General features: G+C 73.7%; 9 protein-coding genes and 1 riboswitch. Of the genes, 3 read left to right on the top strand and 6 right to left on the bottom strand.

Annotated elements, in window-relative coordinates; translation table 11 throughout:
• Positions 1 to 10 precede the first annotated feature (10 nt).
• Positions 11 to 163: riboswitch (SAM riboswitch) on the bottom strand.
• Positions 164 to 355: 192 nt separating this feature from the next.
• Entirely contained in the window at positions 356 to 1333 is a 978-nt protein-coding gene (locus tag ACIRL2_RS49845) for a glucosyl-3-phosphoglycerate synthase (RefSeq protein WP_395874540.1), read from the top strand.
• A 22-nt stretch (positions 1334 to 1355) separates the two neighbouring features.
• On the opposite strand, the gene ACIRL2_RS49850 is transcribed toward ACIRL2_RS49845, so the two are convergent.
• Positions 1356 to 2321 carry a hypothetical protein gene (locus tag ACIRL2_RS49850; RefSeq protein WP_402242181.1) on the bottom strand — a complete coding sequence of 322 codons (966 nt, stop codon included), beginning with the start codon at positions 2319 to 2321 and terminating at the stop codon, positions 1356 to 1358.
• Positions 2306 to 2710: a peptidase inhibitor family I36 protein gene (locus ACIRL2_RS49855; protein ID WP_395874536.1), complete on the bottom strand. Its 405-nt coding sequence runs from the start codon at positions 2708 to 2710 to the stop codon at positions 2306 to 2308. The genes ACIRL2_RS49850 and ACIRL2_RS49855 overlap by 16 nt, the downstream gene beginning before the upstream one ends.
• Positions 2711 to 2938: 228 nt before the next feature.
• Here ACIRL2_RS49855 and ACIRL2_RS49860 point away from each other — a divergent pair, with 228 nt between their 5' ends.
• Complete coding sequence (locus ACIRL2_RS49860) at positions 2939 to 4405, top strand: trehalose-6-phosphate synthase (RefSeq protein ID WP_395874534.1); 1467 nt, start codon at positions 2939 to 2941, stop codon at positions 4403 to 4405.
• A gap of 59 nt (positions 4406 to 4464) precedes the next feature.
• Here ACIRL2_RS49860 and ACIRL2_RS49865 read toward each other — a convergent pair whose 3' ends face one another.
• The 4 genes from ACIRL2_RS49865 to ACIRL2_RS49880 all read right to left on the bottom strand — a co-directional run bounded on the left by ACIRL2_RS49865 (position 4465) and on the right by ACIRL2_RS49880 (position 9940).
• On the bottom strand, positions 4465 to 5661 hold the full coding sequence (locus ACIRL2_RS49865) for a hypothetical protein (protein ID WP_395874532.1): 1197 nt from the start codon (positions 5659 to 5661) through the stop codon (positions 4465 to 4467).
• Between the two features lie 43 nt (positions 5662 to 5704).
• Positions 5705 to 6727, bottom strand: coding sequence for a WxL protein peptidoglycan domain-containing protein (locus ACIRL2_RS49870; protein ID WP_402242184.1), 1023 nt, complete (start codon positions 6725 to 6727; stop codon positions 5705 to 5707).
• Positions 6728 to 7287: 560 nt separating this feature from the next.
• Entirely contained in the window at positions 7288 to 8682 is a 1395-nt protein-coding gene (locus ACIRL2_RS49875; protein ID WP_395865297.1) for a hypothetical protein, read from the bottom strand.
• A gap of 223 nt (positions 8683 to 8905) precedes the next feature.
• Complete coding sequence (locus ACIRL2_RS49880; RefSeq protein ID WP_395865296.1) at positions 8906 to 9940, bottom strand: hypothetical protein; 1035 nt, start codon at positions 9938 to 9940, stop codon at positions 8906 to 8908.
• Between the two features lie 284 nt (positions 9941 to 10224).
• Here ACIRL2_RS49880 and ACIRL2_RS49885 point away from each other — a divergent pair, with 284 nt between their 5' ends.
• Entirely contained in the window at positions 10225 to 12645 is a 2421-nt protein-coding gene (locus ACIRL2_RS49885; RefSeq protein ID WP_402242188.1) for a helicase-associated domain-containing protein, read from the top strand.
• The last annotated feature ends 335 nt before the right edge of the window (positions 12646 to 12980 follow it).

Below are 12980 nucleotides of genomic sequence, written 5' to 3' on the forward strand. Positions count from 1 at the left end.
GGCCTTTCTGTCCTCATCTTTACCCGTGGGGTTCCACGGGCCGGACTTGGCACCTGTCCGATCCGCCGGTGCTCGCTCGCGCCGAAAGCGCGTCACGAGGAATGACGATCGGATGGTTGCCGGGGCTTCAACGGGCCGTTCCCTCTGCCCCTCTGGATGAGCTGCTATGGCGGTGGACACACCCTTCGCGAGGTGGCCGGTCCGCGTTTGTCCGGCACGACGTGCGATCGTCGTTACCGGTGACGACGACTGTAACCGAACCGGTGCCGCGTCGATCATCCGGTCCACCTCGCGAGACGATGGAGGGTGGCCGTGACCGAGGCCGGAACACCGGCGACGACAGGGGATTTCGAACGTGCAGCCCGAGGTGAGCGCCTGGCTTCGACGACGGTCCTCCGTCGCCGCGGACTGGCCCGTCGACAAGCTTCTTGACGCCAAACGAGACACTCGGGTCAGCGTCGTCCTGCCGGCGTTGAACGAGGCGGCGACCGTCGGGGACATCGTCAAGGTGGTCCGCACCGAGCTGATCGAGCGCGCGCCGCTGGTGGACGAACTGGTCGTGGTCGACTCCGGATCGGTCGACGACACCTCCCGGATCGCGGCGGACGCGGGCGCGCGGGTCGTGCACCGCGACGACATCCTGCCCGCGATCCCGGCCGTGCGCGGCAAAGGCGAGGTGTTGTGGCGCTCGCTCCTGGTCACCGACGGCGACATCGTCGCGTTCGTGGACGCCGACCTCAAGGACTTCTCGGCCGACTTCGTCACCGGAATCCTCGGCCCGCTGCTCACCGACACCTCGGTGCAACTGGTCAAGGCGATGTACGACCGGCCGCTGGAGATCGGCGACACGATCGTGCCCGCCGGCGGCGGCCGGGTGACCGAGTTGGTCGCGCGTCCGCTGCTCAACCTGCACTGGCCGGAACTCGCCGGTTTCGTCCAGCCGCTCGGCGGCGAGTACGCGGCCCGCCGCTCGTTGCTGGAACAACTGCCCTTCCCGTGCGGCTACGGCGTCGAGACCGCGATGCTCGTGGACACCCTGCGCCTGGTCGGCCTGGACGCGATGGCCCAGGTGGACGTGGGGGTGCGCCGGCACAACCACCAGGACGAGGCCGGGCTGGGCCGGATGGCGGCGGAGATACTCCAGGCCGTCGAGCGCCGGCTGCGGCGCGGCCCGAACGGCGCGCACCCGGTCGAGCTGAGCACCGCGCTGACCCAGTTCGAGCGGGACGAGGGCGGTTTCCGGCTGCGTACGCACGACGTCGCGGCCCGGGAGCGGCCGGCGATGGCGACCGTGCCCGCCTACCGCGCACGAACCCGCCTGGTCGAGCGCTGATCGCCGGGCGGGGCCGGCGGGCTCAGTTGCCGAGCACCTCCGCGACCTTGCGCACGGTGTTCTCCCGGGCCGCCCGCACCCGGGTCAGCGCCGCGGCCTCACGCTCGATCGCCTGTCGCTGATACGCCACGTCGACCGCGTACCAGGTGCCCGCGACGTTGTGCTCGGCCCGGCAGGCCACCGTCGCGGTCGCCGCCGCGATCTCGCGCGCGCTCGGCACGGGCGTGTCCCAGGCCGGATCGCCGCCCGCCGCCAACGGATCGGGGTAGTCGAACCCCTTCCCCCGCATGCACGTCGACCACAGCGCGAGCACCTGCCGTACCCGAGGATCCGCGCGCGAGCGCTCGAACGACTCCACATCCAGCCGGCTCGGCAGTGCCGCGCGCTCCAGCGCCGGATCGACGCCGAGGGCGAACCGCGCCTCTCCCAGGCAGCCCGGTCCCGGCCGATCGCTGCCCTCGGTCGGCGCCGGCGGCAGCCCGTCCGCCGCCGCGGCGCCGTACAGCGCCACCTCCAGCTCGCGGCCCAGGGCCGGTGCGCTCGGCTTGTCGCCCGCCTTCGCCACTCCCGGCGGCCGAAATCCCCAGCCGGCCACCTCGACCGGGTCGCCCACCCCGTACCGGCGCTCGGTGCGCGAGCGCAGCACCGGTTCGGTGTCCGTCGTAGCGGGGGTCGGATACGTCAGGCCCAGCCGGCCCAGGCAGGCCCGGATCAGCACCTGTTCGGCCGCGGTCTGCCGGGCGCGCTGCTCCGGGGTCGGCAGGTGGGCCGCGATCGGCAGGTCGAGCCGGGCCACCTCGCCCGCCGGCGGGACCGCGCCCGGCGGCGGGAGCGACGGGTCGGCGCGGCCGGGCGCCCGCGCCGCCGGGTCCGCGCGCTCGCCGCTCGCGGTGCACCTCGCCGACGCGGCGCACAACACGACGCCCAGCACGACGCCCACCAGGACGGGGCCCGGGACGCGGCGCGGGCGCACTACTGCGCGGTCCAACTGCCCGACGCGTTGTTGTTCTTCAGCGCCGGATCGAGATTGGCCGTGGACTTCGGACCGATCTCCTGCACCGGGCCCTGATAGTTGCTGCCGTAGTAGATCCGCAGGATGTGCGTCGGATCGTTGTTCCACACCGACGCCGCGTTGTTCTTGACCGCCGTCCACGCGCCGCTGCTGCCGTCCGGGGACGGCATGAACCGGTACCCCGAGTAGTTGGCCACGTTGTACCGATGGTCGAAACGCGCGCCCTTGGCGTTCGAGTTGTAGTACAGACACGCGTCGCCGTCGTTGCACGCGCCGTCGCCCTCGGCGACCGCGGGTGTCGCGCCGCTCGCCAGGATCAACGCGGCGGCCACGGCGCCCGCGGCCAGGCCACGATTGTTGCCCATTCCCGATTCCCCCTTGCCCCGTCGCCCTTTTTCGGACCCCGTCCAACGACCGGGTCCGCGGGGAGAGCCCCGGTCGAACCCGGGCGGGATCGGCCCGACGAGTCAAGAGAAAGCACACCCCCGCTACTCCCGGTAATGACAAGCGCACGTGATACTCGCCACACCGTTCGAGCCGCGGGGGCGATCGGGCCGGGTTTGCGCACCGGGAAGCGTGGCTAGGGTCGGGGCATGAGTGCTCCCCCTCCCGCTGGTGTCCTGGTCGCCTCGAATCGCGGTCCCGTGTCCTTCTCACTGGAGGACGACGGCACGCTGTCCGTCAGTCGCGGCGGCGGCGGACTCGTGTCCGGACTGTCCACCGCGGGCCAGGGGACCGGCGCGGTGTGGGTGTGCTCGGCGCTGGGCGAGGCCGATCGCACCGCGACCCGGGCCGCCCCCTCGGGCCGGCTGGATCTGGCCGGTCACGACACCGGTGGCCTGGCCGTACGGATGCTGGACATCGATCCGGGCACCTTCGCGCGGGCCTACAACGCCATAGCGAATTCGACCCTGTGGTTCGTCCACCACCTGCTCTACGACACCCCGTCCAAGCCGGTCTTCGACGCGCGCTTTCGCAAGGAGTGGGCCTCCTACGAGGCGTACAACCAGGCCTTCGCCGAGGCACTGGCCGACGAGGCCGCCGAGGGCGCGAAGGTGGTCGTGCAGGACTACCACCTCACCCTGGTGCCGGTGCTGCTCCGCCGGCTGCGTCCGGACCTGCGGATCGGGCACTTCTCGCACACCCCGTGGGCGCCGCCGGACTACTTCCGGCTGCTTCCCGACGACATCGCGCGGTTCGTCCTGGAGGGCGTGCTCGGCGCCGACCACGCGGGCTTTTTGACCCGGCGCTGGGCGCTCGCGTTCCTGGACTGCTGCGCGGACGTGCTCGACGCGGTGGTGGACCGGGACGCGATGACCGTCACGCACGCGGGCCACGTGACCGAGATCGGTGTGCACGGCCTGGGCGCGGACGCCGACTTCCTGCGCGAGCGCGCCTCCCGCGCCGACGTGGACACCCGACTCGCCGGGCTGCGCGAGGCGGTGGGCGATCGCCGGGTGATCGTCCGGGTGGACCGCACCGAACTGTCCAAGAACATCGTTCGCGGTCTGCTGGCGTATCGCGAACTGCTGCGCACCCGGCCGGAATGGCTCGGCCGGGTGGTGCACGTCGCGTTCGCCTACCCCTCGCGGCACGACCTCCCGGAGTACCGCGAGTACACCGCCGCCGTGCAGCGGGTGGCCAAGGAGATCGACGACGAGTTCGGCACCGGCGACTGGCAGCCGCTGATCCTGCACGTCAACGACGACTTCCCGCGCTCGCTCGCGGCGTACCGACTGGCCGACGTCGCGCTGGTGAACCCGATCCGGGACGGGATGAACCTGGTCGCCAAGGAGGTGCCGGTGGTCTCGCTGCTGGACGAGGCGCACGGGGGCTGCGCGCTGGTGCTCTCGCGCGAGGCGGGCGCGTTCGAGGAGTTGGGGGAGGACTCGATCGTGGTCAACCCGTTCGACGTGTCGCAGACCACCGAGGCGCTGCACACGGCGCTCACGATGGAGCCCACGGAGCGGCTGCAACGCACCAAGCGGCTGGCCGCGGCGGCGGTCGCGCTCAACCCGCAGCAGTGGTTCCTGGAGCAGTTGGACGCGCTCGGCAAGTAGCCGCGACCGGCGAACCGCCCCCGAACGCCGGTCCGACCGGCGTTCGGGGGCGGCGGCGCTCAGGCCGAGGCGGGCGGGGTGCCGCGGCGGCGCCGGGTGGTCACCACCGCGACCGTGCCGGCGGCGACCAGGGCGACGCCGGCGACACTCGCACCGACCAGGCCGGCGGGCCCGGTGAGCGGCAGGCTGCCGCCGCCGGACTTGCCCGCGCCGCCGGTCGAGCCGCTCGTTGCCGCACCGCCGGTCGACCCGCTCGTCCCGCCGCCGGCGCTCGCCGAACCGGTCGAGCCGGTGCCCGAGGTGCCGCCCGTGGTGGTGCCGGTCGTGCTGCCGGCCCCCGCCGTCGTGCCGGATCCGGCCGTGGTCGAGCCGCCCTTGAAAGAGACCTTCACGAACGCGTCCTGGCTGCGGTCGGGCGAACCGTGCGCGGCCATGGTCAGCACGTAGCACTCGGTCTTGAGGCAGTCGACGTCCTTGCCCGCGCCGTTCTTGTACGAGGCCTTGACGTCGGTGAGGGTGACGGAGAAGGTGCCGTCCGGGTTGATCCCGTCCGCGCCGTACGCCTTGAGCCACTTCGAGGCGCCGTAGTTGCCCGCGTTGGTGGTCCAGTCGGCCTCCTTGGGGCCGAATACGACGTAGATCCCGTTGCCGCTGCCCGCCACGTAGCCGGAGCCCTTGACCGTGACCGACGCGCCGGCCGGTTCCAGACCGGTGCTCGGCGTGACGGTCAGCTTGGCGCCGCCGGCCGCCGCCTGCGGAGCGGCCTGTGGGGCCCGAGCCTGCTCGGCCGCCCCCTGCGGTGCGGCGCGCAGCGACGTGGGGGCGCCGGCGGGCGCCTGCGCGGCGAAGGTCACCGCGACCTTCGCGGCCGGCCCGCCCTCGGCGCCGACCCGCACCTCGAACGCCGGTGCGTCCGGGGCGAATCCGGTGCCCACCCGCAGCGGCGTGGCGACGATGCCCCGCGCGTCGGCGACGAGAGTACGGCTGCCCGTCCGGTCGGCGGTGTCGCCGCCGTAGAGCGCGACGGTGACCCGCGCGCCGGGCGCGAAACCTCGGCCGACGACGGTGATCTCGTCGCCGGCCGCGGCCAGTTCGGTGCTGCGCGAGGCGGTGACGGCGGGTGTGGCCGGGGTCTCGGCGCGGGTGTCGGCGGGGGCGGCGAGGGCGCCGTGGGCGACGGCCGGCACGCCGGCGCCGGCCAGGCCGAGCGCGGCGGCCGCGGTCGCGGCGCGACGGAGGCGGTGCGAGGTGTACATGTGAACTCCTGGAGGGTCGGGGCGGCGACGCGACGGCGGGCGGTCAGCCGGTCGAGTCGGCGGTGACTTCGGTGGGGGCGTCGGCGGCGTTCGGCGCGGCGGCGGCATCGCGCGCGGCGGCGGCCCGGCGACGGCGACGGCGACGGCGACGGCGCAGCACGGTCACCACGTAGGCGATCAGCGCGCCGAGCAGCAGCGTGAGCGCGGCCAGCAGCAGCCACGGCGGCGCCCACACGCTCGTCGACTTCGCGGTCACGGTCGCCGGGTTGCCGGTGACCGTGACGTCCGCGGTGAGTCGACCGGCCGGGAAGACGCCGGTGAATCGTTGGACCACCTCGTGTGTCGCGCCGGGCAGCAACTCGGGGAGGGCGGCGCGGGCGGGTCCACCCAGCCGCCACCCGCCGAGCCCGGTGACGGTGGTCTCGGCGCTCGCCGAGGTGCGCACGTTGCCGGTGTTGCGGACCCGGTAGCGCACGATCGCCTCGCCGCCGCCGGACATCGCGATCGGGTTGTCGTAGGACAGCCGCAGGTCCTCGATCGCCAGGCGCGGCACGGCGGGGCCGTCCACCCGCAGGTACACGCGAGCGCCGACCCGCCGGTCGACGTCGAAGCGCTGCTGTCCGGGGCCGGTCGCCTCGGCCTTGATCGAGGCGACGATGGCACCGGTGTGGTCGCCGGGGCTCGCGTCCGCCGGGACGGTCAGCCGGAACGGGATGTCCGCGCGCTTGCCCGGCGCGATCGTGTACGTCTCGGCGTCGAAGCCGATCCACGCGCCGACGTCCTTGGGCCGCTCGGCGGCGGTCAGCAGGGTCATCCCGCCGTCGGCGGCGAGCACGGCGTCGGTGGCGTACACGCGCAGGGTCAGCGGCTTGTCGCCGAAGTTGGACACGCCGACCACGTCGACCAGGGTCTGTCCGGGCCCGGCGGTCAGCACGAAGTGGTCGCGCCCGCCCGCCGGTTGCACGCCCCAGGTGAACTCGTCGGCGGCCCGGGCGGGCGCCGCGAGCGCGATCAGCGGCAACACGGTGGCGAACAGGGCACACAACAGTCGGGCTGCGGGACGCATGCGGGGGTGCTCCTTTTTTGGGCGACTTCGTCGCCGGCTCGCGAGGCGCCGCTTTTTCTTTCCTCCGCTTCGCTCCTCCAAGAAAAAGCGGCGCCTCGCTCGGGACGGTGTGTCCCTCCGCTTCGCTCCGGGCCACACCGTCCACACCTGCGGCTCCGCCGCTCTCCGCGCTTCGCGCGTCGATCACGGGGGTGGGGCGGGGTCGGGGGCGCTGACGCGCCGGGGGCGGCCTGTCGAAGCGATGCGGGCCTGCTTCGGGGTGGTGCCGGGGCGGGGCTTCGATCCCGTGTCGGGCTTTGTGGCGGGTGGGTGGTGGGGAGTTCGATGGGCGGATGCCGGGCGCCGATTTGCCGGAGGACCACTCGCACGTTGGGTTCGGGCGGGTGGTTCTCCGGGGCGGGGAGGTGAGCGTGGCCGGGGAGGGGCGGGTGCCGGGCGTTGTGGGGCTCGGCGGGGGATTGCGGGCCCCCGGGGTGGCGAGCCCGGGGCCATCCCCCGACGCGTCGGCGTCGGGGGATGGCCGTCGTCGGCGGGTGGGGGAGCCCCGGTTCGGAACGGCGTCAGATGAGCGTCAGCGTCAAGGTGCCGGTGTAGGTGCCGGGCACGGTGATGCCCGGGACGCCGAGCTTGAGGTCGCCGCCGCACTCGAACGAACCGGCACTGGCGCCGGCCGCCGACGAGCACAGCGTGCGCGGCCGGCCCAGACCGGCGCCGGGCTCGGCCTTGCCGCCCGCGGTGACCTGCGGCGTGGCGCCGCCGGTGGGCAGCGAACCGGTGACCGACTTCGCGGTGGGCGTCCAGCCGAGGTTGTCGCCGACGATCCGGCCGCCGGTGGCGGTCAGGTCACTGGCCTGACCGGTCAGCGTCCAGCCCGCGTTGGTGCCGCGCGCGTCGGAGACGGTGAGCGGGTTGAGCGCACCGCCGGTGAAGGCGTCCTTGCCGTTGAGGGTGACGCCCGGGAGCGCGACGTCGGTGCCGCCGACGCCCAGGGTCAGCGGGCCGCCCTGCACGTCGGTGGTGATCACCTGGTAGCCGGTGCCGGGACCCGGCGGGACCGTCACGGGCTTGAACGCGACCGGGAGGAAGGTGTCCTGGGTGCGGTCGGGCGAGCCGTGCGCGGCGAAGGTGACCACGTTGCACGTGGTGACGGAGCAGTCGTACTCGACGCCGCTCGCGTTCTTGTACTTGGCCTTCATGTTGTCCAGCGTCAGCGAGAAGCTGCCGTCGGCGTTCAGCTTGGCCTGGCTCGACGACCCGGACGGGTTGGTGCGCACCCACTTGGTCGCCTGGTACGGCGCCGGGTTGGTGTTCCAGTCGGCGCCCTTGGGACCGAACGCGACGTAGATGCCGTTGCCGCCGTCGCGAACCGGGTCGAACCCGGTGCCGGTGACGGTGAACGTCTGCCCGGCCGGGTCGGCCCCGACGGCCGGGGTCACCGCGAGCTTGGGCGTCTGCACCGGCGTGTTGTTCTTGAACGCGACCGGCGTGAAGGTGTCCTGGCTGCGGTCGGTCATGCTGGCGCCGTGGGCGGCGAAGGTGACGACCCGACACTCCTGCTTGAGGCAGTCCACCTCCTTGCCGTTGCCGTCGGTGTACTTGGCCTTGACCTCGAGCGTGGTCGTGAAGGCCCCGTCCGCGGTCATCTTGCTGCCCGCGACCCACGCCTGGGCGCTGTAGGCACCCGCGTTGGTGAAGTAGTCGTCGATCTTGGGACCGAACAGGACGTAGACCCCGTTGCCGGAGTTGCGCACCTTGTCGAAGCCCGTGCCGTCGACCGTGATCGTGGCGCCGTCGGGGTTGACGTCGACGTTGGGCGACACGGTCACGGACGGGGTTGTGGCGGCCTGCGCGGGCGAGGCCAGGCTCACGCCGGCCATCGCCAGCGCGGCGGTCGCGCCTATCGCACCGAAGCGGATCAAGCGGTTCGCGGGCTGGGGCCGCGCTCCGTTCGTCATCCTTGGCTCCTCCATCTGGCAGTGTGCACAGGGCGACGCCCGGACCTATTAGCGGTAGGTCCGGGCGCCGCCCTGCGCAGAGGAGGTAAGGCTAACCTAATTAATGGGATCGTAAAGAGCGGGTGCGGCGCTCCCACAGCGGAGTGCGTCACACCCGGACGGGGCCCGGGTACCCGTGGTGTTCCCTCGCCTACGCGGTGATCCGATACGGCAATTCGGCTGCCTACGCCGCGAGCTGACGCCGATTCAGCCGCCACAGCAGATACAGCGACGCGGCGATCGCGGCGATCCGCACCATCGCGGGGAGCAGTTCGCCGTACCGGTCCCACGCCTGATCACTGGTCAGGTCCACGCCCATGTGACCGGTGGCCCGCATCCACATCCCGATCGCGAACGCCAGCGCGGTCGCGCCGGGGACGTAGAACGCGGCGAAGCGCCGCTCCTTGAGCGACCACGCGCCCGCCGTGAAGACCACCAGGAGGCCGAGCACCACCACCACGGTCGAAGCGACGATCGCGCCGATCGCCATCATCGCGATCGCGAACACCTCGCGGACCTGTGTGCGCAGCGCGCCCGGCCCGAACATGCCCAGTGCCGGCGTGGGTTCGGTCAGCGACTCCTCGTCGTCCCAGGTCGCCGACGTGTCGGAGACCACGCCGATCGGGTACGCCGGCGCGTGCAGCGAACCGTCGCCGTACATGTCGGGGCCGGGCCGCTCCGGCGTCCCGCCCTCCGGCGGGGTCCGCCACCACAGCGGCTCCTCCTCGGGATCCGCGAGCGGCACCGGCTTGGTCGCGGCGGTGCCGCCGGCGGCGGTCTCGGCGAGCGTGGGCGGACCGGCCGGTGCCGCGGCCTCGGGCGAGGTCCGGGGCGGGGGCGTGCTCGGCTGCGGTCGGGACGGATCCACCACCGCGGGAATCGGCGTCGCGTCCGCGCGAAAGCCCATCTGCCGGGCCACCGTCGCGTAGCGTGAACCGCGCATCGACATCGCGCCGACACCGTCGTCGGCCCCGACGCTGCGCAGATCGCCGAGCCGGTACAACTCGTGGCCCACCACCGCCTCGGGGGTGCCGAGCCGATCCAGGACGACCTGCACGGTGCCGGGGGTGTGCGCGTTCAACCGCTCGCGTTCGCTGTTGATCTGGCTGCGCAGGCGCTCCACCAGTCGGGCCCGATCGGCGGGACGAAGCCTGCGCTGGGCGGCGTCGCCGACCTCGCCCAGGTACTGCAGAACCAGGTGATCGCTCTCGAAGTTCACGCCCCCACCCCACCCCCGCCGAGGGATCGTCGAATCGGCACAACGCCTGCGTCGGTAAAGCGACAACTCAGCGTAGGGGCGCGGGCGAGGCGGAGCGAGGGGTTGACCGAAATGGTGATCGCCCCGATCGCGTGAATCGGGTGCCGGCGGCCCGGATCCGCGACTTCCGGACGGCTTCCGCCGAGGCTCCTCGGGGTCCTTTCGGGAGCTTCCGCGGATCTTCGAGGGCATCGGGATCCCGGGAGCGGTGATCGTCGACGGGCGAACCGTCTAACGTTGATGGGATGACCACAGCTGCGTCGCCCACCCGTGCCGAGGCGGATCGGCCCGCCGACTCCGGCCCCCGGACGCTCGCCGAGGATCTGCGCGGACGTACCGACGCGGCCCTCGGCGCTTTGCTGCGGGCTCGGCCGGACCTGACCACGCCGGTCCCGGTGGACCTGACCCAGCTCGCCACCCGGGCCACCACGCGGGCCTCGATCGCCCGCGCCCTGGAGCGGCTGGACCGGTTCACCCTCCAGGTGGTGGACGCCGCGGTGGTGCTCCCGGACGGGTTCGCCGCGGCGCGATTGTCCCCGCTGGTGGGCGCGGCCCCCGAGGCGCTCGCGCGGGCGGTGGCCAACCTGCGCGAGCAGGCCCTGCTGTGGGGGCCCGACGGCGCGCTGCGGGTGGTGCGGACGGTGCGCGACCTGGTCGGCGCGAGTCCGGCCGGACTGGGCCCGACGCTGGCCGGCGCGCTGGCCGCGACCGCGCCCTCCCGGCTCCAGGAGCTGCTCGCCGACCTGGACCTGGGCTCCACCCACGACGCGGTCTCCGCGATCGCGGCCGTCACCGACCTGTGCACCGACCCGGTCCGCCTGGAATCGCTGCTCGCGCAGGCGCCCGAGGCGGCCCGCGAGGTGCTGGACAAGCTGGTCTGGGGCCCGCCCACGGGCAGCGTGCGCGGCGCCGACCGGCCGGTGCGCGCCGACGCGGCCCGAACCCCGGTGGAGTGGCTGCTGGCCAGGGCACTGCTGGTGCCGGCCGGCCCGGACGCGGTGGTGCTGCCCCGCGAGATCGCGCTGCATCTGCGCGGCGGCCGGGTGCATCGCACGTTGGAACCGACCCCTCCCGAGCTGCCGGTGCGCGGGCACGATCCACAGGCTGTGGACAACCTGGCGGCGGGATCCGCGTTCACCGCCGTCCGCCGGGTCGAGGACCTGCTGGAGGCGTGGAGCACCGGCGGTCCCTCGGTGCTGCGGGCCGGCGGCCTGGGCATGCGCGAGTTCAAGCGCGCGGCGGTGCAGTTGGACGCGCCCGAGGCCGAGGTCGCGTTGTGGCTGGAACTGGCCTACGCGATGGGTCTGGTCGCCGGCGACGGCGAACCGGACGAGCAGTGGCTGCCCACGCCCGCCTACGACACCTGGCGCCGGACGCCGGTGGGCACCCGCTGGGCCGCACTCGCCGGCACCTGGCTCGAGACCACCCGGGTGCCCGCCCTGGTCGGCTCGCGCGACGACAAGGACCGGCCGATCGGCGCGCTGGGGCTGCAGGTGGACCGTACCGCCGCCCCCGAGGTGCGCCGCCGGATCCTGGCCACCCTCGCCGCGTTGCCGCCGGGCTCGGCCACCGACGCCGACTCGCTGCTCGCGCACCTGACCTGGCATCAGCCGATCCGGGCGGCGCGACTGCCGCGGGAGTTGTTCCGGGCGATGCTGGTCGAGGCCGAACTGCTGGGCATCACCGGCCGGGGCGCGCTCGCCGGATACGCCCGCACACTGGTCGAGGGCCGGGTCTACGAGGCGGGCGACGCGCTGACCCCGCTGCTCCCGGAGCCGTTGAACCACGTACTCCTCCAGGCCGACCTCACCGCGGTGGCGCCGGGCCCGCTGGTCCTGGACCTCGCGCACGAACTGCACCTGGCCGCCGACGTGGAGTCCACCGGCGGCGCCACCGTGTACCGCTTCACCGAGGAGTCGGTACGCCGCGCGCTGGACGCCGGCCGCACCGCCGGCGACCTGCACCACCTGCTCGCCACCCACTCGCGGACCCCGGTGCCGCAGCCGCTCAGCTACCTCGTGGACGACGTGGCCCGCCGGCACGGCCGGATTCGGGTCGGCACCGCGGCGGCCTTCCTGCGCTGCGACGACGACGCGCTGCTGGGCGAACTGCTCGCCGACCGCCGGGCCGCCGGGTTGCGCCTGCGCCGGTTGGCGCCGACCGTCCTGGCCGCCGAGTCGGCACCGGACGGCGTGCTGGAGAAGCTGCGCGCGATGGGCTTCGCGCCGGTCGCCGAGTCGGCCACCGGTGATCTGGTGCTCACCCGCCCGGACACCAAGCGCACCCCGCCCCGTTCGGCGCCGCCCAGGGTCGCCGGCGAGCCGCCGGCCCCGAGCGAGGCGCTGCTCGGCGCGGCCGTCACCGCGATCCGCGCGGGCGACGCGGCCGCCGCCGGCCGGGCCGCCGACGACGGCGCGGAGCGCGACGGCGAGCCGGTCGAACTGCCGCGCACCTCGGCCGCCGAGACGCTGCTCGCGCTCCAGGCCGCACACGCCGAGCGGCGCGCGGTGTGGATCGGACACGTCACCCGGGAGGGCCGGGCCACCCAGCACATCGTGGTCCCGCTGCGTCTGGAGGGCGGCTACGTCACCGCCCACGAACAGGGCACCGGCGAGATCCACACCTACCCACTGCACCGCATCACCGGCGTCGCGGAGGCGGGCTAGGACGTCTCCGGCGGATCATGGTGGGTCCGCGCCGCCTGGTACCGCGCCTCGGACCCCTCGCCGCTCACGCCACGAAGCCCGACGAGAGATCGAAAACACGCCCCGGCACCACCCCGAAGCAGGCCCGCGCCGCGTCCTTCGGCTGCCGGACCGCCTCACCCCCCCGGCGCGTCAGCGCCCCCGACCCACCCCCACCCCAGCGATCGACGCGCGAAGCGCGGAGAGCGGCGGAGCCGCAGTTGTGGACGGTGTGGCCCGGAGCGAAGCGGAGGGACACACCGTCCCGAGCGAGGCGCCGCTTTTTCTTGGAGGAGCGAAGCGGAGGAAAGAAAAAG

It is taken from the genome of Embleya sp. NPDC127516 (genome assembly GCF_044765325.1).
Lineage (GTDB): Bacteria > Actinomycetota > Actinomycetes > Streptomycetales > Streptomycetaceae > Embleya.